Source organism: Streptomyces sp. 1114.5 (assembly GCF_003635085.1).
GTDB lineage: Bacteria > Actinomycetota > Actinomycetes > Streptomycetales > Streptomycetaceae > Kitasatospora.
Window position 1 is genome coordinate 1516886 of record NZ_RBXE01000001.1, and the last position, 26995, is coordinate 1543880.

Below are 26995 nucleotides of genomic sequence, written 5' to 3' on the forward strand. Positions count from 1 at the left end.
GAAGACGGGTGAGCGGCCCGGACTCGCGGCACCGTGGGCTTCCGGACCTGCGGCGGATTCGCCCGGCCGCGTCGGCTCCGTACGGTGAACGGCCGGGGCCGGATGCCACGAAGCCCGAGCCACGGTGGAACCGCGCCGTGCTCCGCACACCCTCGGCACACCGTCGACCCGCTGGAGCGCGCATCGCCCGGCAGCGGGGCGTAATGGAAGGAGTTGCCTCGGTGTCACGGACGCGGGGCGTTCGGCTCGGCAACAGCGGCACCCGACCCGACGACGGAAGACGGCGGTGAACGAGGATGAGCGGTGACCAGCCGTCCGCCCCACCGGATCCCGGCCGGACGCACGGTACCGGCGAAGACCTGCTGTGGGGCCCGTTGCTGGACCGGACCCAGGAACTGCCGCCCCGGATGATCGCTCCACTGGTCGCCGACGCGGTGCGCCGGTTCGGCGGTCGCGACCCGGTCCTCCTGCTGCAGGACTACGGACAGCTGGTCCTGGCACCCCTGCACGGGCGGGGGCTGGTGGTCGGAGGGCCGGTGCCGATCGACGCCTCTCCCGCGGGTGAGGCGTTCCTGCACGGTGTTCCCGTCGAGGAACCGCAGGAGGACGGCGTGCGGGTGTACCTGCCCCTGCCGGACGGCGGTGACGAGCTGGGTGTGCTTGCCCTGACTCTGGACGCCGTCGACGAGGAGGACCGCCGGCTGCTGCGCGTCTTCTGCGCCCTGGTCGCCGATCTGCTGGTCACGAAGAACGCCTACACCGACCGGATCTTCCAGGCCCGGCGCCTCCAGCCGATGAGCTTGGCCGCGGAGATCCAGTGGTCGCTCCTGCCGCCGCTCTCGATGACGGCCCCCCTGGTCGCCGTGGCGGGCATCCTCGAACCGGCCTACCACGTGGCCGGGGACAGCTTCGACTACGCGCTCAACGACGACCTCCTGCACGTGGCGACCATCGATGCCATGGGTCACGGACTGGATGCCGCCACCATGGCGACCGTGGCCATCGGCGCGTACCGGCACGCGCGGCGCGCCGACATCGGACTGGCGGAGATCTACGCCTTCATGGACCGGGCCATCGCCGAACAGTTCGGGCCGGACCACTTCGTCACCGCGCAGATGATGCGCCTGGACACCGTCTCCGGCCACCTGCAGTGGGTCAACGCCGGTCATCCGGCGCCATTGCTGATCCGCGGCCGTCGCGTCGTCGAGCGGTTGGAGAGTGCTACCACCCTGCCGGTCGGCTTCGGCGGCGAGCAGCCCGTGATCAGTGACCGGCTCCTGCGGCACGGGGACCGGCTGCTGTGCTTCACCGACGGCCTGGTCGAGGAACGCGCGCCCGGCGGGGGTCAGTTCGGTGAGCGTCAGCTCATCGACTGGGTCAACCGGGTCGAGCGTTCCGACTCCGGACTCCGGACCACGGTTCGCATGCTCTCCCACGTCCTCAAGGAGGAGCGGGGCGGGCGCACGAGCGACGATGCCACCCTGTTCGCGATCGAATGGCGCTGAGCCGTCGGTGTCCCCCTGTGCCGGCCGGGCACCGACCCCGAGCACCACAGGTCAGGACCCTCCGGGCCCGGGCCGGGGTGCTGGAGGTCGAAGACGGTGGCGCGGATGCCTTCGTCGGTGGCCAGGTCGGTGGTGATCAGCGGTTCGCCGCGGGTCAGGACGGGTCCGGTCAGGGACTGTGCGGTGGGCAGGTGTCCGCCAGGGCGCTGCGGACGTCCGAGCAAATGGTGAAGACTTCGTCGGCGCCGGTGATCTCCAGTACTCGTCTGGTCTGAGGCGGCGGGGCGGCGAGCACCATCTCCACGCCGACGGCCCTCGCACGCCGGCGGGCGGTGAGGAGGGCGTTGAGGCATACCGAGTGGCAGAAGGCCAGGCCGGTCAGGTCGACGATCAGCCGGGGCGGGCGGCTCTGCACCACCCGTGCGAGGGCTTGCTGCAAGGGGTGGCGGTCCTCCAGGTCCACCGCGCCGTCGAGGCGGACGATCACTGCCGCTCCATCAACCACCGTGGTGGTTGTTCGCAGCTGCGGTGTGAGGTGCTGGAGGCGGTCGGGCGCGGTCTCACGGATGCTCACCATGATGATCACCGGTAGGAAGCGTCTGGTGGGGGCCGGGGCTGGGGCCGGGGCGGAGACCGGGGCCGCCGAACAGTGCCAGCAGGCCTGCGATCTCGTGGTGGGCCTCGGCGGGATGGCGGAAGTACGTGCCGCCGACGACGTGGTAGTGATTGCGACGTCCGTGCCGTGTACGGGTGAGGAAGCCGGCGTCCTCCAGATCGGTGACGATCGCCTGTACGGCCCTCTCGGTCACTCCGCACGTCGTCGCCAGATCCCGCAGGCGGATTTCCGCGTCACGCGAGATCGCCACGAGTACACGCGCGTGATGCGTCAGGAACGTCCACCTCGTCCGAGGCCCCTGCCCGTCTTCCCGCATGGCACAAGTATGCTCCCGGATTCCGGTTTTGGGATACCCGAGTCCAGGATCGTCAATGGTCGTTGCAGCCCGGCCACCCCGCGCGCCGTCCGCCACGACCCTTCCCGGATGTCGTCTACCTCGAAGATCGGCCACCTCCTCCACTCCTGGACCCGTCGTGGCGCCGGAGCCGCCGGCCGACATCCCCGGGTCGCCCTCCGTCCGCCCGTCTCGTACGGTCGTGGTCGGGGCAGGAGCGTTGTCACAGGAGGCCACGATGCGGCGCTACCGGTGGATTCTGGAGACCCAGGACGACGACGGCCACTGGTCCCGGCAGGGCGACACGACGATGCCGAATCCGCTGGAGTACGACGGTCCGCCGCAGCGGGCGGCCAACCACCTCAGGGACGTGTTCGTCCGCACCCTCTCCCGGCCCGCACCGGGCCCCAGGGCGGTCAGGGTCCGACTCTGGGAAGGGACCGGTGTCGACGGCGAGCCGGAGGCCGAGACCGAGTGGTCACGCGAGTGACGTCCACCCGGCCCGGGTGGACGTCATGCCTGCTGCCTACACGGATGCCGGCCAGGAGGCGGCCCGGCTCCGGGCGAGGTCGGCTCGCCGCTCCGCCTCGCCGAGCCCGGTGGAGGGGGTGACGGTCGACGGCAGGAAGTCGGAGCGGGTGCCCGTGCCGGTCGCCGCGGCGCTCGGTTCCGCAGTGAGCAGTTCGCTCGCGGTCCTCGTGTTCGCGGGATCGGCGGCCTCGGCCATCAGCCGGGCGGCCTCGACGGCATCCGTCTGGGGCGGGACGACCAACAGGTTCAGCCGGCGGGGGGCATAGGAACAGACCATCATCACGTGCGGGTCCTGTTCGACGGTGAACCAGCCCGCGTGGACGGTGTGCCCGGTGACCGGTATCCGCCGGGGGATGACGGGCCACTGCGCGGGGTTCACGGTGATCCGGGTGATCCGGCCCCATCGCTCGTCGATCTCGGCGGCCAGGGCAGGGAGTTCGAGAAGAAGATCGCGCGAGCGCGGCCACCAGGATCCGTCCAGTCGGCCCTGCCGCACGCCGCTGGGTGTGAGGGAGAGCCGTGCCGTGTAATCCGTGGTGGGGGGCGTCGTCGCACGATCGAGGGCCGTGGTCATGATCAAGCACCTGTCCCCGGGCCCGGCCGAGGGGCCGGGTCCGGCATCGCCGTTCGCCGGAGACGCCGCCAATATCCGGTACCGGCATGCGAAGTGCCTTCGGTGATGTCCAGGCTACTCCCGGTTCGACCGAGACCGGCACGGTCGCGGTGGTCGATCCGATGCCCGGCAACTTCGGGCGGGCGTCTCGCAGCGGCGGGATCGTCGATCCGGCACACCCGTGGACCCAGGACCTCGCGTCGGCCCTCGGCGTTCACGCTGACGGCGACGAGGCAGTGGACGCGGGCGGCCCGGCCGCCCCACGGACCTTCTCACCCAACTGAGACCACGCAACGACGAGGGCCCCGACCGCTGAGCGGTCGGGGCCCTCGTCTGCCCTGGCGGGCGGAGGCGGAGGATACGAGATTCGAACTCGTGAGGGATTGCTCCCAACACGCTTTCCAAGCGTGCGCCCTAGGCCTCTAGGCGAATCCTCCGTGGGAGAGCTTAGTACATGTTTCGGGGTGGTCGCGACCACCTATCCCGCAGGTTGGAGGGTGGGGGTGGCCTGTGGATCGTCGGGGCCGGGATCCGGTAGTGTGGGGGGCAGCCCCTCGTGTGGCGTCATCTCTCTGAACCCCCCCAGGGCCGGAAGGCAGCAAGGGTAGGAGGGCTCTGGCGGGTGCACGGGGGGTCTTTGCGTTCCCGGGGCCGGGTGGGGCGGGGGCGGGGAGTGCGGGACGACGCGTTTGTCGGTCCGTCCCGATATCGTCGGGGGTGTGTCCCTAGCCCTGTACCGCCGCTACCGCCCCGAGACCTTCGCGGAGGTCATCGGGCAGGAGCACGTGACCGCTCCGCTCCAGCAGGCCCTGCGCAACAACAGGGTCAACCACGCGTACCTGTTCAGCGGCCCACGCGGCTGTGGCAAGACGACGAGCGCGCGCATCCTGGCCCGCTGTCTGAACTGCGAGCAGGGGCCGACGCCGACGCCGTGCGGGGAGTGCCAGTCCTGCCGTGACCTCGCGACCGGCGGGCCCGGGTCGATCGACGTGATCGAGATCGACGCCGCCTCGCACGGTGGTGTGGACGACGCGCGCGAGCTGCGCGAGCGGGCCTTCTTCGCCCCGGTGCACAGCCGGTACAAGATCTTCATCCTGGACGAGGCACACATGGTGACCTCGGCGGGCTTCAACGCGCTGCTCAAGGTGGTCGAGGAGCCGCCGGAGCACCTCAAGTTCATCTTCGCGACCACCGAGCCGGAGAAGGTGATCGGGACGATCCGGTCCCGGACGCACCACTACCCGTTCCGGCTGGTCCCGCCCGGCACGCTGCGCGACTACCTGGCGGAGGTCTGCGGCCGGGAGGGCATCCAGGTCGAGGACACGGTGTTCCCGCTGGTCGTCCGGGCCGGGGCGGGCTCGGTGCGTGACTCGATGTCGGTCATGGACCAGCTGCTGGCCGGGGCCGGCGAGGGCGGCGTCACGTACCAGATGGCGACGGCGCTGCTCGGGTACACCGACTCCGCGCTGCTGGACGAGGTGGTGGACGCCTTCGCCGCGCAGGACGGGGCGACGGTGTTCCAGGTGATCGACCGGGTGGTCGAGGGCGGGCACGACCCGCGCCGCTTCGTCACCGACCTGCTGGAGCGGCTGCGCGACCTGGTGATCCTGGCCACCGTGCCGGACGCCGGGGAGAAGGGGCTGATCGACGCCCCGGCGGACCGGGTCGCGGTGATGCAGGCCCAGGCGGACGCGTTCGGCGCGGCCGAGCTGAGCCGGGCCGCGGACATCGTCAACACCGGGCTGACCGAGATGCGCGGCAATGCGGCGCCCCGGCTGCAGCTGGAGCTGATCTGCGCCCGGGTGATGCTGCCCGGTGCGTACAGCGACGAGCTGTCGCTGCAGGCCCGGCTGGACAAGCTGGAGCGGCGCGCGACAGCCGGCGGGTTCGCCGCGCCGATGGGGGCACAGATGGGGGCAGCGCCGACGGGGGCTCCGGCTGCGGTGCCGGTGGCCGCGCCCGTGGCGGAGGCCCCGGCTGCGGCGCCCGTGCAGCCCGCGCCCGTGGTGGCGGCGCCGGTGCAGGCGGCGCCGGCTGCCGCACCCGCCGGGCCTGCGCCGGGTGCCTGGCCGATCCCGCGTAGCTTCCCGCCCGCCGGGAGTGCCCCAGCCCCGGCGGCTCCGGTGGCCCCCGCGGCCCCCGCACCTGCGGCGCCTGCAGCCCCGCAGCAGCAGCCGGCGGCCCCCGCGCCCGCCCCGGTGGCCCCGGTAGCGGCGGTTCCCGGCGGGCAGCCGTCGGCGGCCGCGCAGCAGGGTGCCGCGCAGGTCCGGCAGCTGTGGCCGCAGATCCTGGAGGCGGTGAAGAACCGCCGCCGCTTCACCTGGATCCTGCTCAGCCAGAACGGCCAGGTGGCCGGGTTCGACGGCAGCGTGCTGCAGGTCTCGTTCATCAACGCCGGCGCCCGGGACAGCTTCGTCGGCAGCAACAGCGACGACGTGCTGCGCGCCGCGCTGTCCGACGCACTGGGCGTGGACTGGCGCATCGAGTGCATCGTCGACCCGTCCGGCGGCGTCGGGGCCGCCCCGGGCGGTGGGCCGTCCGGTGGTGCCCAGGGCGGTGGCGGTCCGGCCGGTGGCGGCTGGGGAGCCCCGGCCCGTCCGGCTGCCGCTCCGGCGGCCGCGCCCGTGCCGGCGCCCGCGCCTTCGGTGGTGCCGTCGCCGGTGCAGGCCCCGCCCGTACAGTCCGCGCCGGTGCCTGCCGCGCCACCGGTCGCGGCTCCGCCGGCCCGTCCGGTGCAGTCGGTGGCGCCCGAGGACGACGTCCCGGAGGAGGACGACCCGGACCTCAACGAGGAGGCGTTCTCCGGTCAGGAGCTGATCATCCGCGAGCTGGGTGCGACGGTGCTGGAGGAGATCCACCACCGGGGCACCTGAGCGGGACGCAGCACGTAGGCTCGGCGGTGACGAAGGACTCACCGCGACGACAGCGCATGACAGCAAGGAGAGAGCCGTGTTCCCCGGTGGTGGCCAGCCCAACATGCAGCAGCTGCTGAAGCAGGCGCAGAAGATGCAGCAGGATCTCGCGAAGGCCCAGCAGGAGCTGGCCGAGACGAAGGTGTCCGGTTCGGCGGGCGGCGGTCTGGTCGAGGCGACCGTGACCGGCGCCGGTGAACTGGTGGCGCTGACCATCGCCCCGGCCGCGGTCGACCCGGAGGACACCGAGACCCTGGCCGACCTGGTCCTGGCGGCGGTCCGGGACGCGAACCAGAGCGCGCAGAAGATGCAGGCCGAGCGCATGGGCCCGCTGACCCAGGGCCTGGGCGGCGGCGGCATCCCCGGCCTGCCGTTCTGACCCGAGAGACCCGAGAGACCCGAGAGACCCGAGAGACCCGAGAGACCTGAGCGGACACCGCTCCGCGGGTCCGGGGTCCGTGGTTCCGGACGACGGACCCGTGTGATTTATGTGGGGGTCGGGCGTCGGGCGCTGTGTCCGACGCCCGATTCGTTGGATGATGGCACCGGAGTACCTCCGACCATCCGAAGGAAGGCGCGACGTTGTACGAGGGCGTGGTTCAGGACCTGATCGACGAACTGGGCAGGCTGCCCGGCGTCGGGCCCAAGAGCGCCCAGCGGATCGCCTTCCACGTGCTGCAGTCCGATCCGGTCGACGTGCGCCGGCTCGCGCACGCGCTGCTGGAGGTCAAGGACAAGGTCCGCTTCTGCGTGGTCTGCGGCAACGTCGCCGAGGCGGAGCAGTGCCGGGTCTGTCTGGACCCGCGCCGCGACCTCGCCGTCATCTGCGTGGTCGAGGAGCCCAAGGACGTCGTCGCCATCGAGCGCACCCGTGAGTTCCGCGGCCGTTACCACGTGCTGGGCGGCGCGATCAGCCCCATCGAGGGCGTCGGCCCGGACGACCTGCGCATCCGTGAGCTGCTCGCACGTCTCGCGGACGGCACGGTCACCGAGCTGATCCTGGCCACCGACCCCAATCTGGAGGGGGAGGCGACCGCCACCTACCTGGCCCGGCTCTGCAAGCCGATGGGCCTGAAGGTGACCCGTCTGGCGAGCGGCCTGCCCGTCGGCGGGGATCTGGAGTACGCGGACGAGGTCACCCTCGGCCGCGCCTTCGAAGGGAGACGACTGCTCGATGTCTGACCGGACGATCAACCAGCAGCACACCCACGGGCACGGCTCGGAGCCGGACGACTTCGCCGTGCAGATCGCCGACTCGGTGGAGAGCTTCGTGCTCGCCGTCACCGAGGTCGCCAAGGGCGACGAACCGGGCAGCGCGGTCTCGCTGCTGCTCCTGGAGGTCTCGCAGCTGCTGCTGGCCGGCGGCCGGCTGGGTGCCATCGAGGACGTCGTCCCGGAGGACCGCTTCGAGCCCGACGCCGGCCCCGAGCCGGACGGCGAGCAGCTGCGTGAGCGGCTGGCCGAGCTGCTCGCGCCGATCGACGTCTACCACGAGGTCTTCGACCCGTACGGCCCGCCGGAGAAGCCCAACGCCTTCCGGATCTCGGACGACCTGGCCGGCGTGGTCAGCGAGCTCCAGCACGGGCTGACGCACTACCGCGAGGGCCGGGTCAGCGAGGCGCTGTGGTGGTGGCAGTTCTCGTACCTCTCCAACTGGGGCACCACCTGCACGGCGGTGCTGCGGGCGCTGCAGTCGCTGATCGCCCACGTCCGGCTGGACAGCCCGATCGGGGCGGTGCCGGACGGCGCGGACACCGACGACGACGGGCTCACCGACGAGCAGCTGGAGAAGCAGGCCGGCGACCTGATGGCGGCCGAGCTGGGGCTGGGGCGGTAGCACCGCTTTCCCGCGGTTCGGTGGGTCCACCAGGCTGTGACGAATGCCTCACCGGTTCGTCCGGAAAGGAAATCCGGTCGGATCACCGCCACCGGATCCGCCGATTCTCCGGGGCCGTACCGAATCGCCCGCAGACCTGCCGGTCGGGCCGCCCGTCCCGCCGATCACCTGCTGAAACGGGCGTCTCATCATATGGAAAGCGCCGGTCAGGGCACCCCTGCTCGGTAGACTGGCGCGGACCGCACACCCCCGTCCCCCGGGGGGAACGGGGGCGTGGCGCCCCCGGAAACGACACGAGTCGAGGAGCGCACGTGGGCCTTGTCGTGCAGAAGTACGGCGGCTCATCCGTTGCGGATGCCGAGGGCATCAAGCGCGTAGCCCGCCGAATCGTTGACGCCAAGAAGGCCGGCCATGAGGTCGTCGTCGTGGTGTCCGCGATGGGCGACACGACGGACGAGCTCATCGAACTCGCCGAGCAGGTGTCACCACTGCCTGCCGGTCGTGAGTTCGACATGCTGCTGACCGCTGGAGAGCGCATCTCCATGGCACTGCTGGCCATGGCGATCAAATCCCTGGGCCACGAGGCCCAGTCCTTCACGGGCAGCCAGGCCGGCGTCATCACCGACTCCGTCCACAACAAGGCGCGCATCATCGACGTGACGCCGGGCCGCATCCGCACCGCCCTGGACGAGGGCAACATCGCGATCGTGGCCGGCTTCCAGGGCGTGTCCCAGACCAGCAAGGACATCACCACGCTGGGCCGGGGCGGCTCGGACACCACCGCCGTCGCCCTCGCCGCCGCGCTCGACGCCGAGGTCTGCGAGATCTACACCGACGTGGACGGCGTGTTCACCGCCGACCCGCGCGTGGTGAAGAAGGCCCGCAAGATCGACTGGATCGCCTACGAGGACATGCTGGAGCTGGCGTCCTCGGGTTCCAAGGTGCTGCTCGACCGCTGTGTGGAGTACGCCCGGCGCTACAACATCCCGATTCACGTACGCTCGTCCTTCTCGGGTCTCCCCGGGACGATCGTCAGCAACGACAACCCGAACAAGCCCGAAGGGGGCGAGATGGAGCAGGCCATCATCTCCGGAGTCGCCCACGACACCTCCGAGGCCAAGGTCACCGTCGTCGGCGTGCCCGACAAGCCGGGCGAGGCGGCCCGCATCTTCCGCGCCATCGCGGACGCCGAGGTCAACATCGACATGGTGGTGCAGAACGTCTCCGCCGCGTCGACGGGCCTGACCGACATCTCCTTCACGCTGCCGAAGACCGAGGGCCAGAAGGCCATCGACGCGCTCGGCCGGGTCAAGGAGGGCATCGGCTACGAGTCGCTGCGCTACGACGACGCGATCGGCAAGATCTCGCTGGTCGGCGCCGGCATGCGCTCCAACCCGGGCGTCACCGCGACCTTCTTCGAGGCGCTGTCCGCCGCGGGCGTCAACATCGAGCTGATCTCCACCTCGGAGATCCGCATCTCGGTCGTCACCCGCGCCGAGGACGTGCCGGAGGCCGTCCGCGCCGTGCACAGCGCCTTCGGGCTGGACAGCGAGTCGGACGAGGCCGTCGTCTACGGGGGCACCGGGCGATGACCCGGGCGGTGACCCGGGAGCGGGACCGGCTCACTCCGGGCAACCGGGCAGCCGGGGCCGCTCGGGTCGCCGGGCGATGACCCGGCGGCCGAACCTCGCCGTCGTCGGCGCCACCGGCGCCGTCGGCGAGGTGCTGCTCGCTCTGCTCTCCCTCCGCCAGGACGTCTGGGGCGAGATCCGACTCGTCGCCTCTCCGCGCTCGACCGGCCGCAAGGCGGTCGTGCGCGGGGAGACCGTCGAGGTCGTCCCGCTGACCGAGGAGGCCTTCGCGGGGACCGACGTCGCCGTGTTCGCCGTCCCCGACGAGGTCTCCGCCCAGTGGGCGCCGATCGCGGCGGCCAAGGGCGTCGTGGTGGTCGACGACTCGGCCGCCTTCCGCACCGCCGGGGACGTGCCGCTGGTCGTCCCGGAGGTCAACGCGGCCGCGCTGCGGATCCGTCCGCGCGGCATCGTCGCCAGCCCGGCCAGCACCACCCTCGCGATGATCGCGGCGGTCGGCGCGCTGCACGCCGAGTACGGGCTGGAACAGCTCGTCGTCGCCTCCTACCAGGCCGCCGGCGGCGAGGGCCGCGCCGGCGAGGCGGCGCTGCGCGCGCAGACCGCCCTGGTGGCGGGCACCGAGGTCGGCCGGCAGGCCGGCGACCTGCGCGCGGTGATCGCGGATCAGGGGCCGTTCGCCGCCCCGCTCGCGCTCAACGCGGTGCCCTGGACCGGAGGACTGCGCGAGGGCGGCTGGGCCGCCGAGGAGATGGCCATCCGCGACGAGTCCCGCAAGATCCTCGGCCTGCCCGGCCTGAAGGTCTCCGCGACCTGCGTCCACATCCCGGTCGTCCGCACCCACGCGCTGGCCGTGCACGCGCGCTTCGAACGCGAGGTCACCCAGGAGCACGCGCAGGACATCCTGCGGGACGCGCCCGGCGTGGTCCTCTACGACGACCCGGCCGCCGGCGAGTTCCCCACGCCGAACGACGTGGTCGGTACGGACCCGGTCTGGGTCGGGCGGGTGCGCCGGGCCCTGGACGAGCCGGAGGCGCTGGACCTGTTCCTGTGCGGGGACAACCTGCGCAAGGGAGCGGCGCTCAACCTGCTGCAGATCGCGGAGTCGGTGGCGGCCGGTCAGCTGACGGTGGAGTAGGGCCCGTCATGCACCGGGAGGACCCCGGCGGGGCTTCCGATGTGCCCGCTTGTGTCCACACCTGTGTCCATACCTGTGTCCGCTCCTCGACACAATCTGTCCGGAATCCCGGGGGAATCCCCTGGAGGCCTCTTCCGCCGATGCGGAAGAATGGCCCCCGGGCCGGGCAACCATGACAGGGGATCGAGTGTCCAACGGGCGTGGCGAACGTGATGGTGGGGGCAAGGGCGGGCATCCCGGCGAGGGCTGTGGTGTCCTTCCCGTCGCACGCCCCGTGGCCTTCGAGTAGGCCGGAAGACGACCAGATGACGGCAGCCGCACGGGGTGCGGCGGACTCCGGTGCCGGTACCGACGCGGGTACCAGCGAGGACCTGCTCACCGAGACCTACCAGGCGCACTACCGCTCGCTGCTGCGGCTCGCCGCGCTGCTCCTCGACGACCTCTCCACCTGCGAGGACGTCGTCCAGGAGGCGTTCATCCGGGTGCACGCCGCCCGGCGCCGGGTGCGCGAGCCCGAGAAGACCCTCGCCTACCTGCGGCAGACGGTCGTCAACCTGTCCCGCTCCACGCTGCGACGCCGGATCCTCGGGCTGCGACTGCTGCCGAAGCCCATGCCTGACATGGCCAGTGCAGAAGAAGGTGCCTACGATGCCCTGGAGCGCGACCAGTTGAAGGCCGCGCTGCGTGGTCTGCAACGCCGTCAGCGGGAGGTTCTGGTGCTGCGTTACTTCGTGGACATGACGGAGGCGCAGGTCGCCGACACCCTCGGCATCTCGCTCGGCTCGGTGAAGGCCTACGGCTCGCGCGGACTCGCCGCACTGCGCGCCCAGATGGAGGCCGGACATGGCTGAGGCGGCGGGCGGCGGCCGGCGGCCGGTGAGTGGTCCGGGCGGTTCGGGGGGTCGGGGGGTTCGAACGGCTCGACAGGAGACTTGTCGTCGGAGCTCTCGGGCCTGTCCGGGCTGTCGTCCGAGGAACGGGCGGTGCGGGAGCTGATGCACCACGCCGTCGGCGGGATCCAACCCGCGGCCGGTGGACTGCCCCGGATCCGGCAGGCCGTGCCCCGGCGGCGGGCCGCCCGGCGGGGCGCCTGGACCGGTGCCGCCGCCCTCGCCCTCGCCGTCGCGATCCTCCTGCCGGTGATCCACGAGGGGGAGCACCTCGGGCTCTCCGGCGGGCCCGGCTCGGCCGACGCCAAGAGCCCGGCCGCCACCGCCCCCAGCGGCACCGCCGCCGGACACAGCGGCACCGGTACGGCCTCGCACGGCGGAACGACCGGCGCCGGTGACGCCCCACCGACGACCGGTACGGCCGCCACCTCGCACACCCCCGGTGCCGAGGCCACGCGCGCCGACGGCACCACCACGCCCACCGGGACCTCCGGCGTCGGCGATGGCGGCATCGTGCCGCTCTGCACCCGGACCGACCTCGGCGAGGGCACCGCACAGGTCGGCACGCCCGACGCCGCCGGGCGGATCAACGGCTCGTTCACCGTCTACAACGTCTCCGGGCACAGCTGCCGCGTCGGCGGCCCCGGCGCGGTGGCCGTCACCGGCGTCACCGGCGCCGACCGCAGCCGCATCCGCACCGCCGACCACAGCCCCGGCGACCCGGCCGGCGGCCTGACCGCGATGGACGCCGAGCCGCCGGTGCTCGCGCCCCACACCGGGTACCGGGTGTCGTTCGTCTGGATCCCCGACCAGGGCTGCGCCGGCTCCGGCGGCGCCACCACCGGGCCCACCGGCACCAACCAGGTGTCCGCGAACTCCCAGGCCCCCGCCGCCTCGGCCGCCTCGGGCGCGCGGGCCTCCGGCGCCAGCGGCGCCCCCAGCAACAACCCGCAGGCCAGCTCGTCCCCCTCGGCGGGCCCCACCGGAGCCCCCAGCCCCACCGCCACTACGACCACCAACCCCACCGGCCAGCCGCCCACCGCCACCATCGCCCATACCCCGCCCCCGGCAGCCCCGCCGCCGCCACCGCGACCCTGCCGCTGACCTGCAGCGGCACCCTCTACCGGGGTGGCGTCCAGGCAGTCGGCGGAGCGGCCCCCCGGCCGTCGGGCACGCCCTCGGCGGGGTGAGGGACGCGCTCGGCGGCGGGTGAGGGGCGCCATCGGCGGCGTGAAGGGCGTCCGGCACCTGCCCCTGGGGGCGGGCCGGGTGTGAGGAGTGGTTACCGTGGGGGGTGTGTACCGGTTCCTCCTGACTCCGCGCTGGCTGGGCGGCACCGCTTTGGCCGTGGCGGCCGTGGCGGTGTGCGTGTGGCTGGGCTCCTGGCAGCTCGGCCGCTTCGAGGACCGGGTGTCCACGCACCAGGAGACCAAGAACGCGATCACTGCTTCGGGTGATCCCCGCCCTATCGACGCGCTGCTCAACCCGACGACTCCGCAGGTGACCACGGAGACCGTCGGCAAGCCGGTCACGGTCATCGGCAGCTACGACACCGAACACCAACTCCTCGTGCCGAACCGGGTGTTGGACGGCAAGCAGGGGTACTACGTGCTCACCCCGCTGCGCACCGCCGACGGGCACGCCGTCGCCGTGGTGCGCGGCTGGACGGCCGGGGCGCCGGAGGTGGGGGCTGGGGCTGCTGCGGCGCCGGGCGGGCAGGTGACGGTGACCGGGCGGCTGCAGGCCAACGAGGCCGTGGGCGCCAACGGTGCGGTGGCCGGCGGCCTGCCGGCCGGGCAGCTCGGCATGATCAACCGGGCCTCGCTGCTGAACGTCCTGGAGTACGACGGCTGGTACGACGGCTGGGTGGCCGCCGACGAGGCGCCCGCCGGGCTGACCCCGGTGCCGACGGTGCAGCCGCAGGGCGGCGACGGGCTCACCCTGCGGGCGTTCCAGAACCTGGGCTACACGCTGGAGTGGTTCGTCTTCGGGGGCTTCGTCGTCTTCATGTGGTACCGCCTGCTGCGCCGTGAGGCGGAGGCGGAGCAGGACCGGGCCCTGGGACTGGACCCGGTCCTGGACTGACCGGTGGAGCGGTGACCGGCGGACCGGCCGCTCAGCGCTTGGTCGGGACGGCCGGTGCGCCCGGGACGGCCGGTGCGCCGGGGGCGGCGGGGACGGCCGTCGGCTTCTGCGGTGCGGGCAGCGGCGGCGGGGTCGGTGTCGCGACCGGTGGCTGGGCCGGCTGGGGGACGGGCGGCTGGGACGGCGGCTGGGCCGGTGTGGTCGAGCCGAGGGGCACCGACGTCGGGTTGCCGGCGCAGTGGCTGTGGCCGCCGCCGGTGCTGGTGTCCGAGTCGTAGTGGTCGATGTGGTGGTGCACGGTGCGGCCGGTCTTCGAGCCCTTGGAGCCGGAGCCCTTCGAGCCCGACGAACCCGAGGAACCCGAGGAGCCGCTTGAACCGGACGAGCCGGATGATCCCTTGGAGCCCGACGAGCCGCTCGATCCCTTCGAGCCCTTGGCGAGGATCGTGCCGTCCCCCGCCCCGTCGCCCGGCTCGTACGCCGCCGGCACGACGGAGACCCCTGCCCCGCCGGTGCTCGTCCGGGGCGCGGTGGCGAGCGGCGTGGCGGGGATGCCGGGGGTGCCGGGGACGCCGGGGGCGGCCGGGGTGGTGGGCGTTCCGGGCACGGTGGGAACGGTCGGCTGGGCGGCCGGGGGAGTCGGCGCCGGCGGGCCGACCGGGGGCGGGCAGGAGGCGTTGTCGCTGTGCGATCCGGAGCAGCCGGTGAGCACCAGGGCCCCGGCCACCACCGCCCCCGCGAGTATCAGCACCCGTCTCACGCGGACTCCCCGCCTTCGTTGCGCACGGTGGCGTTGTCCGCCGACCACATGCCCGCAGCCGCGTCCAGGTGCCGTCGGACGAAGTCGATCTCCAGGCGCAGCTGCTTGATCCGCTCCTCCACCACCAGCGACCCGTGCCCGGCGTCGTACCGGTACACCTCGTGCGGCTTGCCGAGCTGCTCCAGGCGCTCGACGTAGTTCTCGATCTGCCGGATCGGGCAGCGCGGGTCGTTGACCCCGGCGCTGATGTACACCGGCACCCGCACCTGCTCGACGTAGGTCAGCGGCGAGGAGGCGGCGAAGCGCTCCGGGACCTCCTCCGGGGTGCCGCCGAAGAGCGTGCGGTCCAGCGACTTGAGCGCCTCCATCTCGTCGGCGTACGCGGTGGGGTAGTCCGCGACCGGTACGGCGGCGACGCCGAGCGCCCAAGCGTCGGGCTGGACGCCGAGGCCCAGCAGGGTCAGGTAACCGCCCCAGCTTCCGCCGGTGAGCACCAGCCGGCGCGGGTCGGCGAGGCCGCTGGCCACCGCCCACTCCCGGACCGCCGCGATGTCCTCCAGCTCGATCAGGCCGACCCGCTCGTGCAGGGCGTCGGTCCAGGCCTGGCCGTAGCCGGTCGAACCGCGGTAGTTGACCCGGACCACCGCGAAGCCGTGGTCCAGCCAGGCGGCCGGGCCGGCGGCGAAGGAGTCGCTGTCGTGGTGGGTCGGGCCGCCGTGGATCTCGAAGACGGTCGGGACCGGGCCGTCCTCCGGTTTGGTGCCGGCGGGCCGCTGCACGAGGGCGTGCACCCGCCCGCCCGGCCCGTCCACCCAGACGTCCTCGACCGGGACCGATGCGGGCGGCACCGCGCCGGGCGCCCGCAGCACGACCGTCCCCGCGGTGGAGCGGACGGCGGACGGCTCGGCCGCCGAGGACCACAGGTACTCGACGGTGCCGTCCGGACGGGCGGTGGCGCCGCCGACGGTGCCGCGCGGGGTGTCCAGGCGGGTGAGCCGGCCGTCCGAGAGCGCGTAGGAGAACAGCTCGCTGCGCGCCTCGTACTCGTGCTCCACCAGCAGTTCCTCGGCGCCGGGGCGCCACTGCGCGGAGACGTCGCCGGGCAGTTCGCGGCCCTGCTCGTCGCGCAGCGGCAGCGCGGTCTCGGCGCCGGTGGCGACGTCCCAGATCATCGGCTCCCAGCGGCCGGTGCGCTGGTGGGCGACCAGCAGCCGGGTGTCGCCCTCGACCGGGGCGAAGCCGAGGCAGGCGACGCCGCGCGGCTCGTCCCGGCCGGTGACCTCGTCCAGTTCGGCGACGGTCTCCACGGTGGTCGGGCCGGTGTCATCGGTGCTGTCCGCGGTGCTGTCGGCCTTGATGCGGACGACCCGGATCGCGGAGTGCATCGCGTCGCCGTGCTCGGTGTGGTCGATCGCGAGCAGCGTGCCGTCGTGGCTCAGGTCGCCGATGCCGCCGTACTCCGCGTGCCGGTAGATCTCGACCGGCTCGGTGGCGCCGGGGCGGCGCAGGTGGAGGGTGGTGCCGTCCTCGTCGGTGGAGCGGCCGACGACCACGGAGCCGTCCCGGCCGAGGGCCAGGCCGGCCGAGTAGGAGGGGGCGAGGCCGGGCACGGCCTCCTCGTCCGGGCCGCCCTCGAACGGCTGGCGGCGCCAGACGCCGAACTCGTCGCCGTCGTTGTCGTCGAACCACCAGATCCAGGCGCCGTCGGGGGACAGCTCGGCGTCGGTGGTGCCGTTCGGGCGGTCGGTGACCCGGCGGTGGGTGCCGGTGGCGCGGTCCCAGGCGTAGACCTCGTAGGTGCCGGTCGCGTTGGACACGTACAGCGCCCGGTCGGGGGCGTCCTCCGCCCAGTCGGGCAGCGACACCCTGGCCGCCCTGAACCGCTGCTCCCACGCCGGTACGGCGCTCTTCTCCTCGCTCATCCGACCATCCAACCCGATCGGGGGGAGGGAATGGAACGGGGCGGGGGTGTTCCCGGAGGGGGCGCGGGGGGTCAGTGGCAGGTCGGTGTCTGGTCAGCGGCCGGTCAGCGGCCGGTCAGGGTCTGGTCAGGGTCTGGTCAGCGGCGCGTCAGTGGCTGGTCAACGACGGGTCAGCGAGGGGTCAGCGAGGGGTCAGTGAGGGGTCAGTGAGGGGTCAGCCCCTGCGCGGCAGCAGTCGGACCAGGGCCACCAACAGCAGTTCCAGCGCCGCCAGGGCCAGGACGCTGTGGCCGAAGGCGGCGGTCGCGTCGTCGGCGCCGTAGTAGACCAGGCCGATCAGCGCGATGCCGAGCGCCCCGCCGACCTGCTGCACGGTCGCCACCACCCCGGCGGCGGAGCCGGTCAGGCCCGGGTCGACGCCCTCCAGGACGACGGACGTGACCGGGGCGATCACCAGGCCCATGCCGAGGCCGTCCACGAACAGGCCGGGCGCCAGCCACCAGACACTGCCGTCCGCGGCGCTGTGGGCGCCGGAGGCGGCGTACGCGGAGAGGGCGAGCAGGGCCAGCCCGGCGGCCATCAACAGGCCGCCGACCGTGATCGTGCCGCGGTCGCCCAGGCGGGCGGTGACCCGGTGGGTGGCGTTGGAGGTGATCAGGTAGCCGACGCCGATCGCGGTGAAGACCAGACCGGCGCCGAGCGCGTCCAGCCCGCGGCCGAACTGCAGGTGCAGGGCGAGCACCAGGAAGAAGGAGCCCTGGCCGAGCCAGAAGGCGAGTTGGGCGAGCACGCCGGCGCTGAAGGCGCGGCTGTGGAAGAGGCGGGTGTCGACCAGCGGGGTGGAGGCCGTGAGGGTGTGGGCGGTGGTCGTCGCGTGGTGCTGGTGCACGGCGAAGGCGGCGAGCAGGGCGACCGAGGCGCCCAGGCAGAGGTGGGTCCACACCGGCCAGCCCAGCTGCGGGCCCTGGATCAGCGGCAGCAGCAGGGCGGTCAGCGAGGCGGTCGCCAGCACCACGCCGATCGGGTCCAGGCCGGGCCGCTGCGGGGCGCGGGACTCCGGCAGGCAGCGGCGGACCATGACGAGGGCGGCCAGGCCGATCGGCAGGTTGATCAGGAAGCAGCTGCGCCAGCCGAGGCCGAACAGGTCCGCGCGGATCAGCAAGCCGCCGATCAGCTGGCCGAACACCCCGCCGACGCCCATGGTCAGCCCGTACCGGGCGAAGGCCCGCGTCTGCTCCGCGCCGGCGAACGCGGTCCGCAGGATCGTCAGCACCTGCGGGCCCATCAGCGCCGCCGCCAGGCCCTGCAGCACCCGGGCACCGACCAGCGTGCCGGCGGTCGGGGCGAGGCCGCAGCCGGCCGAGGCGAGGGTGAAGAGGGCCAGGCCGAGTCCGAACATCCGGCGGCGGCCGTACCGGTCGCCGAGGCGGCCGGCGGTCACCAGGCCGGCCGCGAGGGCCAGGCTGAACCCGGCCATCACCCACTGGACGACGGCGGGGCCGGCGCCGAGGTCGGCCTGGAGGGAGGGGAGGGCGACGTTGACGACGAAGATGTCGAGGGTCGTCATGAAGGTGGCGGTCAGGACGACCGGCAGCAGCCCTTTGGGGGCCTGCGGCGGGGCGGGTGGGGGCGGGCTGGGGGCGGGTCGCCGAGTACGCAGGGAGGTGGTCATCTCGGGCTCTCCTCACGGGGGTCAGGGCATGCCTGTCGGGGATGGGCATGCCTGTCGGGGATGGACGGGCCTGTCGGGGATGGACGGGCCTGCCGGGGAGGGGCGGGCCTGCCGGGGAGGGGCGGGCCTGCCGGGGAGGGGCGGGCCGGGGAGGGCTCGCCCCTCGGGTTGGCGCTGGTTTCCTGCGGCCGTGGGCCTCAGGCGCCCGGCACGCGGTCGAGGAAGCCGTACACCGCGCCGATCCGGCCGTCCGGGGTGGCCGTCAGCACGTCGAAGCCGATCACCACCGGCTCCGCGCCGGCCGGGCCGAGGTTCCAGGTGAAGCGGGCGATGTCGTGGTGCGCGTCCACCGGCCCGAGGGTGAACTCCAGCCCCGGGAACTGCGCCTGGGCCGCACCGATCAACGCGTCGATCGCGTCCCGGCCGGCGACCGCCGCCAGCGGGTCGGTGTAGCGGCCGTCCTCGGACCACACCTCGTCGATCAGCTTGCGGCGGGCCGCCGGGTCGGTCTCGTTCCACACCGCGAGGTAGCGCTCGGCGAGCTGCTGGAGGGCGGCGGTGGTGATCTCGGTCATCGTCATCTCCCGTGGTCCGGTGGGTGGTCGGCCGGTCGTTCGGTCCGGTGCTCACCAAGGTAGGGACGGGCGGGCAGCGGCGAATCCGTCACGTATGGGCATGGGAGTACGTAGGTCCCGGCGGAGCTGCCGGAGGCTCGGCTGGGTAGGGTCGGGGCCATGCTGTACGGGAGGGAAGGCGAACAGGCCGCCGTGGCCGGGCTGTTGGACGCGGCGCGGGCGGGGCGCAGCGGTGTCCTGCTGCTCCGCGGCGAGGCCGGGATCGGCAAGACCGCGTTGCTGGACGACGCGGTCGCGCGGGCGGGGGAGGCGTTCCGGGTGGTCCGGGCGGCGGGCGTCGAGTACGAGGCCGAGCTGCCGTACGCCGGGCTGAGCCTGCTGCTCGCGCCCGGCCTGGACCGGCTGGACGCCCTGCCGGGTCCGCAACGGCGGGCCCTGGAGGCGGCGTTCGGGCTGGCCGAGGGTGGCGCCGGGGGCGGGTCGGCCGACGGCGGGGCCGGGAGCAGCGGGCCGGCCGACCGGCTGCTGGTCGGGCTCGCCACGCTCGGCCTGCTCGCCGAACTCGCCACCGAGCAGCCGCTGTTGTGCGTCCTGGACGATGTGCAGTGGCTGGACCGGGCCTCACTGGACGCGCTGCTGCTCGCCGCCCGTCGGCTCCAGGCCGAGGGGGTGGCGCTGCTGCTCGCCGCCCGCAGCCATGCCGGTGCCGGCGCCGGGGGCGTCGGCGCTTCGGTGGAGCGCCGGCTCGGCCTCCCCGAGCTGGAAGTGACCGCCCTGGACCAGGCCGACGCCACCCGGCTGCTGACCCGGCGGGCCGGCACCGAGCTGCCCGCCGCCGTCCGCGACCGGCTGCTCGCCGAGGCCGCCGGCAACCCGCTGGCGCTCACCGAACTCCCGGTCGCCGCAGGGCCGCAGGCCCCCGCGCCGGGCGGCCTCCCGCTCACCAGCCGACTGCTGATCGCCTTCCACGGCCAGGTCACCGGCCTGCCCGCGGCGACCCAGACCCTGCTCCTCGTCGCCGCCGCCGAGGAGAGCGGCGAACTCGACGTCGTCCTGCCCGCCGCGGCCGCGCTCGGCGTCACCGCCGAACACCTCGCTCCCGCCGAGGAGTCGGGGCTGGTGACGGTCACCGGCGATCGCCGGATCGCCTTCCGGCACCCGCTGCTGCGCTCGGCGATCGTCCAACGCGCGCCGCACCACCAGAAGTCGGCCGTCCACCGGGCCGTCGCCGACGCCCTGCCCGACGGCGACCGCCGCACCTGGCACCTCGCCCTGGCCGCCACCGCCCCCGACGCCGACCTCGCCGACGCGCTGGAGCGCGCCGCCGTCCGGGCCGAACGCGGGGGCGGCCGCGGTGGCGCCGCCGCGTACGAGCGCGCCGCCCGGCTCACCCCGGACCGCGACACCGCCACCCGCCGGCTCGTCCTGGCCGCCGAAGCGGCCACCGAGGAAGGCGAGTTGGTACGGGCCGAAGCGCTCGCCGACGAGGCCGCCGCCCGTACCGAGGACACCCTGGCGCACGCCCTGCTCGACCAGGTCCGGGCCACCGCGCACTTCTGGCGCGGCTCCCACCCGACCGCCTACCGGCTGCTGCTCGACGCGGCCGGCACCGGCATCGACCCGGTGTACGCCGCCCGGATGCTGTTCCAGGCCTTCCACACCGCCTGGTACGCGGGCGAGGAACCGGTCGTCGCCGTCCTCGACCGCCTCGCCGCCCTCCCGCTCGCCGACGGTCACCCGCTCGCCCCGCTCGCCCGCCACCTGCCCGCCGCCGTCCTCCCGGCCCTCGGCCGGCCCGCGGAGCCGCTGCCCACCGCCCGGGAGACCGCCGAAGCCGCCCGCCGGGCCGGCGCCGAGAGCCCCGTCGACCTGGTCCAACTGTGCGGAGCCGCCCTGATCCTCGGCCGCGACGAGGAGACCGCCGAACTCGGCGCCGAACTGGTCGCCGAAGCCCGCGCCAAGGGCACCCTCGGGGTGATGCCGACGCTGCAGTTCTTCCTCGCCGAAGCCGAACTCTTCCACGGCCGCCACCGCGACGCCGAAGTCACCGCCACCGAAGCCCTCACCCTCGCCCGGGACACCGGCCAGCACCAATGGGTCAGCCAACTCGCCGCGCTGCTCGCCCACCTGGCCGCGCTGGACGGCCGCAGCGAGCAGTGCACCGAACTCGCCGCCACTGCCCTCGCCACCACCGGCCCGCAGACCGCCGCCCCCGCGGCCGGCCTCCCCTGGGTCCAGTGGTCGCTCGCCCTGCTCGACCTCGGCCACGGCCGCGCCGGCGACGCCGCCGACCGCCTCCACACCCTCACCACCGGCCCGCACCGGCACCACGTCAGCGCCACCCGGGCCGTCCCCGACCTGGTCGAGGCCGCCGTCCGCCTCGGCACCCCCGACCGCGCCGCCGAACCGTACGAGCGCTTCGCCCGCTGGACGGCCGCCGCCGACCGCCCGTGGGCCGAAGCCCTCCGGCTGCGCTGCCAGGCCCTGCTCGGCCCCGACGAACTCGCCGAACCCGCCTACCGCGCCGCCCTCGACCTGCACGAAACGGCCCACCGCCCGTTCGAACAGGCCCGCACCACCCTCCTCTACGGCGAATGGCTGCGCCGCACCCGCCGCCGCACCGACGCCCGCCCCCACCTGCGCGCCGCCCTGGAAACCTTCGACCGCCTCGCCGCCCACCCCTGGGCCGCCCGCGCCCGCACCGAGCTCTCCGCCACCGGCACCCCGGCCCCCACCCCCACCGGCACCGCCCCGCAGTCCCCCCTCACCCCCCAGGAACTCCAGATCGCCCGCCTCGCCGCCCAGGGCCTCACCAACCGAGACATCGCCGCCCAGCTCTTCCTCAGCCCCCGAACCGTCGCCCACCACCTCTACAAGGCCTACCCGAAGCTCAACATCACCTCCCGCACCGAACTCACCACCGTCCTCTGAGACCGCGTGCCGTCGCGAGACGCACCCGGCGGGGCACCGGTGGTGGGGTGGCGGACCCGCGGTCGATGAGGCCCGGGCAGCGGGCCCGCGGGGCTGACGGCACGACGGCCGGGTGATGAGGCGCCGGGGCGGCGGGGCACACAACGTCAGAGGGCCCATCGGATCTCTCCGATGGGCCCTCTGCACTGGGTCGGGGTGGCGGGATTTGAACCCACGGCCTCTTCGTCCCGAACGAAGCGCGCTACCAAGCTGCGCCACACCCCGGTCCTGCGGTTTGTTGCTCTGTCTCCGTCGCAACGAGTAGAACTCTACCGGACGCTCGCCGAGACACGAAATCCGGTTTCGGGCGGGCGTCCGGTGGGGGTCAGCGGGGGGCCGGGGTGAGGGTGAGGAGGGTGGCTTCGGGGGGGCAGGCGAAGCGGACGGGGGTGTAGCGGTTGGTGCCGCAGCCGGCGGAGACGTGGAGGTGGGAGCGGTGGCCGCCGGCGGTGTGGGTGGAGAGGCCCTTGACCCGGCGGGTGTCGATGTCGCAGTTGGTGACCAGGGCGCCGTAGAAGGGGATGCAGAGCTGGCCGCCGTGGGTGTGGCCGGCGAGGATCAGCGGGTAGCGGTCGGCGGTGAAGGCGTCGAGGACGCGCAGGTAGGGCGCGTGGACGACGGCGAGGGAGAGGTCGGCGTCGGGGGAGGGGCCGCCGGCGACCTCGCTGTAGCGGTCGCGGCGGATGTGCGGGTCGTCGAGGCCGGTGAACTCCAGGTCGAGGCCGTTCAGGGTGAGGCGGCCGCGGGTGTTGGTGAGGTTGAGCCAGCCGGCCGCGTCGAAGCCGTCGCGGAGCTTCTCCCAGGGGTTGTGGACGGCGCCGGTGATGCCGCGGCGGGCGGAGCCGTCCGGGTTGTTCATGCCGTGGACGCCGCTGCGCATGGCCTGGAGGTAGCGGGCCGGGTTCTTGCGGGCCGGGCCGTAGTAGTCGTTGGAGCCGAAGACGTAGACGCCCGGGAACTCCATGAGCGGTCCGAGCGCGTCGAGGGCGGCCGGGACGCCGAGCGGGTCGGAGAGGTTGTCGCCGGTGTTGACCACGAGGTCGGGGCGCAGGCCGGCCAGGCTCTTCAGCCAGCGCTGCTTCTTGCCCTGCCCGCTCACCATGTGGATGTCGGACACCTGCAGGATCCGGAGGGGCCGGGCGCCGTGCGGGAGGACGGGGACCTCGACCCGGCGGAGGCGGAAGGCCCGGACCTCGTACCCGGCGGAGTAGGCGAGGCAGGCGGCGCCGGCGGCGGCGATGCCGAGGGGAACGGAGTACAGCGGTCGCATCAGCCCATGCTCTCAGACGGTGGATCAGCCGGTGAACGCCCGGAGGAAGGGGCGGGGGAGGGCTGGAGGGGGTGCGGGGGTTCCTCGGTTTCGCGGCGGGCGCGCAGGGCGCGGACCTTGTGGCGGTTGCCGCAGCGTTCCATCGAGCACCAGCGCCGCCGGCCGGGCCGGGAGGTGTCGACGAAGACCAGTTGGCAGTTGTGCGCGCCGCACTCGCGGATCCGGTCCGCGTACGGGCCGGTGAGCAGGGCGATGGCGTCCCGGGCGAGGGTGGAGACCAGCTGGGAGCCGTCGGCGGGCGCCGGGGCGGCGGCGGTGCCGTCCGGGGCGATCCGGGGGACGAGCGGGGGGTGCTCGGCGGCCTGGTTGAGGGTGGCGTAGTCCTCGGCGGCGCCGGTTTCGCCGTGGGCGCGGGCGGCGGCGAGGCGCCAGAGCGCGTCGCGCAGGGTGCGGGCGGCGGCCAGTTCTTCGGCGGTCACCCGGATGGTGTCGGCGGGCAGTCGCAGCCGGGACTGCGGGAGCCAGGCGGTGAGGTCGGCGGGCCGGTGCAGGACCTCGTAGCGGGCGTACGGGCCGGGGCCGCCGGTGGTGAGCAGTTCGAGGCAGAGGGCGCCGGGGTCGAAGTGGAAGCTGGTGCCCGTGGGGGTGGTGAGGAGCAGCCCTGGCGGGGTGGCGTTCCGATGGTCTCCGTCGGTCATGGGAGCAGGATAGGTGTAACCGGGTATACGGGTTACGGTGACCGGGTCGCCCGCGGGCAGCGCCCGTTGGCGGGCGCGTCGTCACGCGCCGGTCGGCCGCCCCTGACGGGGCATACTCGGTCACCTGTGCAAACCGCAGTGGATGCCCGGTGGAAACCTGGTTGAGACTCCTACAGCCGAAGGATAAGAAGAGGAAATGACAACGCTCAAGGAGCAGCTGCAGGAAGACCTCACGGCTGCGATCAGGGACCGGGACGAGCTGCGCGCGTCCACCGTGCGGCTCACGCTGGCCGCCGTCACCAGCGAGGAGGTGGCGGGCAAGCAGAAGCGCGAGCTGTCCGACGCCGAGGTGCTGAAGGTGATCGGCCGCGAGGCGAAGAAGCGCCGGGAGGCCGCCGAGGCCTTCGACGGTGCCGGCCGCACCGACCAGGCGGCCCGGGAGCGGGCGGAGGGCGAGCTGCTCGCGGCCTACCTCCCCAAGCAGCTGTCCGACGAGGAGCTGGCCGGAATCGTGGCCGCCGCCGTGGCGGAGACCGGGGCGACCGGTCCGCAGGCGATGGGCGCCGTGATGAAGCTGGTGAAGCCCCAGGTGGAGGGGCTGGCCGAGGGCGGCCGGGTCGCCGCCGCCGTGAAGGCCGCGCTGTCCTGACCCCGGGCGGCCCGGGCGGCCCGGGCGCCCCCGGAGGCCCTGCGGGGGCGGGGGCCACCCATGGCTGACTGGCCGTCACGCAGCAAGAAGCCGAAGGGGCGTCCTCCGAACCGGAGGACGCCCCTTCGCTCTGTTCCGAGGGCCCGGTAGACCCGAGGGCCCGGGCGGGCGGTCAGCCGTTGCCGCCGCCGTGCTTCCCGCCGTTGTTCCCGTTGCCGCCGCCGATGACGCCCGGCGGGAAGGTGAACCCGCCGCCGATCATCCCGCCGGCATTGTTGCCACCGCCGGGGTTCGCGACCGGCGGCGGCGGGTTGCCGGCCGGCTGCTGGGGCTGGGCGTTCGGGTCGGCCGGCGGGGTGGCCGGGTTGGGGTCGGGCTTGGGCATGTCCGGGATGCTCGCCGTGGGCAGCTGCTGCACCGGGGCGCCCTTCAGGGCCTGGTTCATCGCCATGCGCCAGATCGGGCCGGGGCCGGTGGCGCCGAAGACCTCGGTGAAGGGCGTCGGGCCGATCTTGATGTTCTTCATCGGCACACCGCCGGCCGGGCCGCCGAGCCAGACCGAGGTGGCCAGCTGCGGGGTGTAGCCGCTGAACCAGGCGGCGCGCTTCTCGTCCGAGGTACCGGTCTTGCCGGCGATCGGGCGGCCGTCCTCCAGACCGAGGTCCTTACCGGTGCCCTTCTCGGTCACACCGCTCAGCACGGTGTTCAGTGCGTCGGCGGTCTGCTCGGAGAAGGCCTGGCTGCACGCCGACTGCGGGACCGGCACGTCCTTGCCGTCCACCGTGGTGATCTTGTTGATGGCGATCGGGGTGCAGTACTTGCCGCGCGCGGCGAAGGTCGCGTAGACGTTCGCCATGGTCAGCGGGGACATCTCCTGCACGCCGAGACCCATCGAGGGGACCTCTTCGAGCGGCTTGCCGCTCGCCTTGGCGGTGATGCCGAGCTTGTTGGCCATCTGCTTCACCGGGCAGAGGCCCATGTCGGCCTCCATCTCGACGAAGTAGGTGTTGACCGACATGGCCATCGCCGTCTTGAGGTCGTACGGGCCCTTCTCGTTCTCGGACTCGTTGGGCACGGTCCGGGCCTTGCCCTTCTCCATGTTCTTCCAGGTGCCCTCGCAGGTCTTCACCGTCGGCCACTCGATGCGGTTCTCCGACTTGTACTGCTGGGTCGGCGGGATCCCGGACTCCAGGGCGGCGGCGGCCACGATCGGCTTGAAGGTCGATCCGGGCTGGAAGCCGTTGCCGCCGCCCATCGCCGCGTCGACGTTGAGGTTGACGACGGTCTGGTTCTTGTTGGTGTCCAGGCCGTACGGGCGGGTCTGGGCCATCGCGAGGATCTTGCCGGTGCCCGGCTCCATCATGGTCGCGGCGGCCGACACCGGGTCGGTGACGTACACCAGCTTGGTCACCGCGTTCTGGGCCGCGGCCTGCTTGTCCGGGTCCAGGGTGGTGTAGATGTTCAGGCCGCCGGTGTCCCAGAGCTTCTTGCGCTCCTCGGCGCTCTTGCCGAAGGCCGGGTCCTGCTTGATCACGTGGCGGACGTAGTCGCAGAAGAAGCCCATGCCGGCCTGGGCGGTGATGCAGCCGTTCTGCGGGTCCTTGTACTTCAGGCCCAGCGGGGCGGCCTTGGCCTCCTTGGCCTGGTCGGCGGTGATGTGCTTGTTTTCGAGCATCTTGTCGATCACGACGTTGCGGCGCTTGACCGTGTTCTCGGGGTAGCGCACCGGGTCGTACTGCGACGGGTTCTGCACCAGGCCGGCCAGGGTGGCGGACTCGGCGATGGTCAGGTCCTTGTTGCTCTTGCTGAAGTAGCGCTGGGAGGCGGCCTCGACCCCGTAGGCCTGGTGGCCGTAGAAGGTGATGTTGAGGTAGTTGGTGAGGATCTGGTCCTTGCTCAGGTCCTCCTCCAGCTTGATGGCGACCTTGAGCTCCTGGATCTTGCGGCCCAGGGTCTTGCGCTGGGCCTCCAGGACGGCCGCCTGGTCGTCGCCGGCCTTCTCCACGTTGACGTTCTTCACGTACTGCTGGGTCAGCGTCGAGGCGCCCTGCGAGGTGGTGCCGCTCTCGGCGTTCTTGCTGACCGCGCGGAGGATGCCCTTGAGGTCGACGGCGCCGTGCTCGTAGAAGCGGGCGTCCTCGATGTCCACCTGGGCCTGCCGCATGAACGGCGACATCTGGTCGGCGGTGAGAACGGTGCGGTCGCGCTCGTAGACCTTGGCGATCAGGCCGCCCTTGGCGTCGAAGATCTGGGTGGCCTGGGTGAGCGGCGGCGTCTTGAAGTCGTCGGGGATGTTGTCGAAGCTCTCCGCCGTGTCCTTGGCGGTCAGCCCGATGGCGCCCACGGCGGGCAGGGCGAGGCCGGCCAGCAGGACTCCGGAGAGCACGCTGACGCCCAGGAACTTCACGCCGTTGCCGACGTGGTCCAAC

General features: G+C 73.3%; 23 protein-coding genes, 2 tRNA genes and 1 other RNA gene. 14 read left to right on the plus strand and 12 right to left on the minus strand.

Annotation, left to right across the window (positions count from 1 at the left end):
• The first annotated feature begins 296 nt into the window (after positions 1-296).
• Positions 297-1505, plus strand: coding sequence for a PP2C family protein-serine/threonine phosphatase (locus BX285_RS06605; RefSeq protein ID WP_121174679.1), 1209 nt, complete (start codon positions 297-299; stop codon positions 1503-1505).
• A 169-nt stretch (positions 1506-1674) separates the two neighbouring features.
• Here BX285_RS06605 and BX285_RS06610 read toward each other — a convergent pair whose 3' ends face one another.
• On the minus strand, positions 1675-2082 hold the full coding sequence (locus BX285_RS06610; RefSeq protein WP_097237075.1) for an STAS domain-containing protein: 408 nt from the start codon (positions 2080-2082) through the stop codon (positions 1675-1677).
• Positions 2066-2437 (minus strand): helix-turn-helix domain-containing protein, encoded by a 372-nt coding sequence (locus BX285_RS06615; RefSeq protein ID WP_097237076.1) that lies wholly within the window; start codon positions 2435-2437, stop codon positions 2066-2068. Before BX285_RS06615 ends, BX285_RS06610 begins: the two co-directional genes overlap by 17 nt.
• A 256-nt stretch (positions 2438-2693) precedes the next feature.
• Here BX285_RS06615 and BX285_RS06620 point away from each other — a divergent pair, with 256 nt between their 5' ends.
• Positions 2694-2945 (plus strand): hypothetical protein, encoded by a 252-nt coding sequence (locus BX285_RS06620; RefSeq protein ID WP_121174680.1) that lies wholly within the window; start codon positions 2694-2696, stop codon positions 2943-2945.
• 36 nt (positions 2946-2981) lie between these two features.
• Here the strand turns inward: BX285_RS06620 and BX285_RS06625 are convergent, their stop codons facing one another.
• Positions 2982-3560, minus strand: coding sequence for a DUF5994 family protein (locus BX285_RS06625; protein WP_147465121.1), 579 nt, complete (start codon positions 3558-3560; stop codon positions 2982-2984).
• A 391-nt stretch (positions 3561-3951) separates the two neighbouring features.
• Positions 3952-4036, minus strand: a tRNA-Ser gene (locus BX285_RS06635).
• Between the two features lie 111 nt (positions 4037-4147).
• Between BX285_RS06635 and ffs the strand changes: the two genes are divergently transcribed.
• The 10 genes from ffs (at position 4148) to BX285_RS06680 (ending at position 14050) form a co-directional block, all read left to right on the plus strand.
• An RNA gene (ffs, locus tag BX285_RS06640) (signal recognition particle sRNA small type) lies at positions 4148-4238 on the plus strand.
• Between the two features lie 80 nt (positions 4239-4318).
• A complete protein-coding gene (locus BX285_RS06645; protein WP_121174682.1) occupies positions 4319-6472 on the plus strand; it encodes a DNA polymerase III subunit gamma and tau in 2154 nt (717 codons plus the stop codon).
• Positions 6473-6548: 76 nt separating this feature from the next.
• Positions 6549-6890 (plus strand): YbaB/EbfC family nucleoid-associated protein, encoded by a 342-nt coding sequence (locus BX285_RS06650; RefSeq protein ID WP_097237119.1) that lies wholly within the window; start codon positions 6549-6551, stop codon positions 6888-6890.
• A 203-nt stretch (positions 6891-7093) separates the two neighbouring features.
• Positions 7094-7693 carry a recombination mediator RecR gene (gene recR / locus BX285_RS06655; RefSeq protein WP_097237120.1) on the plus strand — a complete coding sequence of 200 codons (600 nt, stop codon included), beginning with the start codon at positions 7094-7096 and terminating at the stop codon, positions 7691-7693.
• Positions 7686-8348: a DUF5063 domain-containing protein gene (locus tag BX285_RS06660; RefSeq protein WP_121174683.1), complete on the plus strand. Its 663-nt coding sequence runs from the start codon at positions 7686-7688 to the stop codon at positions 8346-8348. The genes recR and BX285_RS06660 overlap by 8 nt, the downstream gene beginning before the upstream one ends.
• Positions 8349-8659: 311 nt before the next feature.
• Positions 8660-9940, plus strand: a complete 1281-nt coding sequence (locus BX285_RS06665) for an aspartate kinase (protein WP_097237122.1) — start codon at positions 8660-8662, stop codon at positions 9938-9940.
• 76 nt (positions 9941-10016) lie between these two features.
• A complete protein-coding gene (locus BX285_RS06670; protein ID WP_097237123.1) occupies positions 10017-11075 on the plus strand; it encodes an aspartate-semialdehyde dehydrogenase in 1059 nt (352 codons plus the stop codon).
• Between the two features lie 305 nt (positions 11076-11380).
• Positions 11381-11926 carry a SigE family RNA polymerase sigma factor gene (locus BX285_RS06675; RefSeq protein ID WP_257032533.1) on the plus strand — a complete coding sequence of 182 codons (546 nt, stop codon included), beginning with the start codon at positions 11381-11383 and terminating at the stop codon, positions 11924-11926.
• A gap of 81 nt (positions 11927-12007) precedes the next feature.
• Entirely contained in the window at positions 12008-13069 is a 1062-nt protein-coding gene (locus BX285_RS37150; protein WP_183107015.1) for a hypothetical protein, read from the plus strand.
• A 192-nt stretch (positions 13070-13261) separates the two neighbouring features.
• A complete protein-coding gene (locus tag BX285_RS06680) occupies positions 13262-14050 on the plus strand; it encodes an SURF1 family protein (protein ID WP_097237125.1) in 789 nt (262 codons plus the stop codon).
• Positions 14051-14081: 31 nt separating this feature from the next.
• Here BX285_RS06680 and BX285_RS06685 read toward each other — a convergent pair whose 3' ends face one another.
• From BX285_RS06685 to BX285_RS06700, 4 genes are all read right to left on the minus strand, one after another.
• Complete coding sequence (locus tag BX285_RS06685; RefSeq protein ID WP_147465122.1) at positions 14082-14810, minus strand: hypothetical protein; 729 nt, start codon at positions 14808-14810, stop codon at positions 14082-14084.
• Positions 14807-16732 (minus strand): prolyl oligopeptidase family serine peptidase, encoded by a 1926-nt coding sequence (locus tag BX285_RS06690; protein ID WP_121174685.1) that lies wholly within the window; start codon positions 16730-16732, stop codon positions 14807-14809. Before BX285_RS06690 ends, BX285_RS06685 begins: the two co-directional genes overlap by 4 nt.
• A 214-nt stretch (positions 16733-16946) precedes the next feature.
• A complete protein-coding gene (locus tag BX285_RS06695) occupies positions 16947-18404 on the minus strand; it encodes an MFS transporter (RefSeq protein ID WP_121174686.1) in 1458 nt (485 codons plus the stop codon).
• Positions 18405-18601: 197 nt separating this feature from the next.
• Positions 18602-18979 (minus strand): nuclear transport factor 2 family protein, encoded by a 378-nt coding sequence (locus BX285_RS06700; protein ID WP_121174687.1) that lies wholly within the window; start codon positions 18977-18979, stop codon positions 18602-18604.
• A 159-nt stretch (positions 18980-19138) separates the two neighbouring features.
• Between BX285_RS06700 and BX285_RS06705 the strand changes: the two genes are divergently transcribed.
• Positions 19139-21910 (plus strand): AAA family ATPase, encoded by a 2772-nt coding sequence (locus BX285_RS06705; RefSeq protein WP_121174688.1) that lies wholly within the window; start codon positions 19139-19141, stop codon positions 21908-21910.
• 190 nt (positions 21911-22100) lie between these two features.
• Here the strand turns inward: BX285_RS06705 and BX285_RS06710 are convergent.
• The 3 genes from BX285_RS06710 to BX285_RS06720 all read right to left on the minus strand — a co-directional run bounded on the left by BX285_RS06710 (position 22101) and on the right by BX285_RS06720 (position 23917).
• Positions 22101-22174, minus strand: a tRNA-Pro gene (locus BX285_RS06710).
• 100 nt (positions 22175-22274) lie between these two features.
• Positions 22275-23219, minus strand: coding sequence for a metallophosphoesterase (locus BX285_RS06715; protein WP_121174689.1), 945 nt, complete (start codon positions 23217-23219; stop codon positions 22275-22277).
• Positions 23219-23917, minus strand: coding sequence for an ABATE domain-containing protein (locus BX285_RS06720; protein ID WP_121174690.1), 699 nt, complete (start codon positions 23915-23917; stop codon positions 23219-23221). The genes BX285_RS06715 and BX285_RS06720 overlap by 1 nt, the downstream gene beginning before the upstream one ends.
• A 196-nt stretch (positions 23918-24113) precedes the next feature.
• Between BX285_RS06720 and BX285_RS06725 the strand changes: the two genes are divergently transcribed.
• Positions 24114-24566: a GatB/YqeY domain-containing protein gene (locus tag BX285_RS06725; RefSeq protein ID WP_097237137.1), complete on the plus strand. Its 453-nt coding sequence runs from the start codon at positions 24114-24116 to the stop codon at positions 24564-24566.
• A 172-nt stretch (positions 24567-24738) separates the two neighbouring features.
• On the opposite strand, the gene BX285_RS06730 is transcribed toward BX285_RS06725, so the two are convergent.
• Complete coding sequence (locus BX285_RS06730; RefSeq protein ID WP_259470454.1) at positions 24739-26994, minus strand: transglycosylase domain-containing protein; 2256 nt, start codon at positions 26992-26994, stop codon at positions 24739-24741.
• Between the last annotated feature and the right edge of the window lies 1 nt (position 26995).

Excerpts from the sequence above, each read along its gene's own strand:
- BX285_RS06605 (WP_121174679.1), top strand. The coding sequence starts at position 297 with ATGAGCGGTGACCAGCCGTCCGCCCCACCGGATCCCGGCCGGACGCAC.
- BX285_RS06610 (WP_097237075.1), bottom strand. The coding sequence starts at position 2,082 with ATGGTGAGCATCCGTGAGACCGCGCCCGACCGCCTCCAGCACCTCACA.
- BX285_RS06615 (WP_097237076.1), bottom strand. The coding sequence starts at position 2,437 with ATGCGGGAAGACGGGCAGGGGCCTCGGACGAGGTGGACGTTCCTGACG.
- BX285_RS06620 (WP_121174680.1), top strand. The coding sequence starts at position 2,694 with ATGCGGCGCTACCGGTGGATTCTGGAGACCCAGGACGACGACGGCCAC.
- BX285_RS06625 (WP_147465121.1), bottom strand. The coding sequence starts at position 3,560 with ATGACCACGGCCCTCGATCGTGCGACGACGCCCCCCACCACGGATTAC.
- BX285_RS06660 (WP_121174683.1), top strand. The coding sequence starts at position 7,686 with ATGTCTGACCGGACGATCAACCAGCAGCACACCCACGGGCACGGCTCG.
- BX285_RS06670 (WP_097237123.1), top strand. The coding sequence starts at position 10,017 with ATGACCCGGCGGCCGAACCTCGCCGTCGTCGGCGCCACCGGCGCCGTC.
- BX285_RS06675 (WP_257032533.1), top strand. The coding sequence starts at position 11,381 with ATGACGGCAGCCGCACGGGGTGCGGCGGACTCCGGTGCCGGTACCGAC.
- BX285_RS06690 (WP_121174685.1), bottom strand. The coding sequence starts at position 16,732 with ATGAGCGAGGAGAAGAGCGCCGTACCGGCGTGGGAGCAGCGGTTCAGG.
- BX285_RS06695 (WP_121174686.1), bottom strand. The coding sequence starts at position 18,404 with ATGACCACCTCCCTGCGTACTCGGCGACCCGCCCCCAGCCCGCCCCCA.
- BX285_RS06700 (WP_121174687.1), bottom strand. The coding sequence starts at position 18,979 with ATGACCGAGATCACCACCGCCGCCCTCCAGCAGCTCGCCGAGCGCTAC.
- BX285_RS06705 (WP_121174688.1), top strand. The coding sequence starts at position 19,139 with ATGCTGTACGGGAGGGAAGGCGAACAGGCCGCCGTGGCCGGGCTGTTG.
- BX285_RS06715 (WP_121174689.1), bottom strand. The coding sequence starts at position 23,219 with ATGCGACCGCTGTACTCCGTTCCCCTCGGCATCGCCGCCGCCGGCGCC.
- BX285_RS06720 (WP_121174690.1), bottom strand. The coding sequence starts at position 23,917 with ATGACCGACGGAGACCATCGGAACGCCACCCCGCCAGGGCTGCTCCTC.
- BX285_RS06725 (WP_097237137.1), top strand. The coding sequence starts at position 24,114 with ATGACAACGCTCAAGGAGCAGCTGCAGGAAGACCTCACGGCTGCGATC.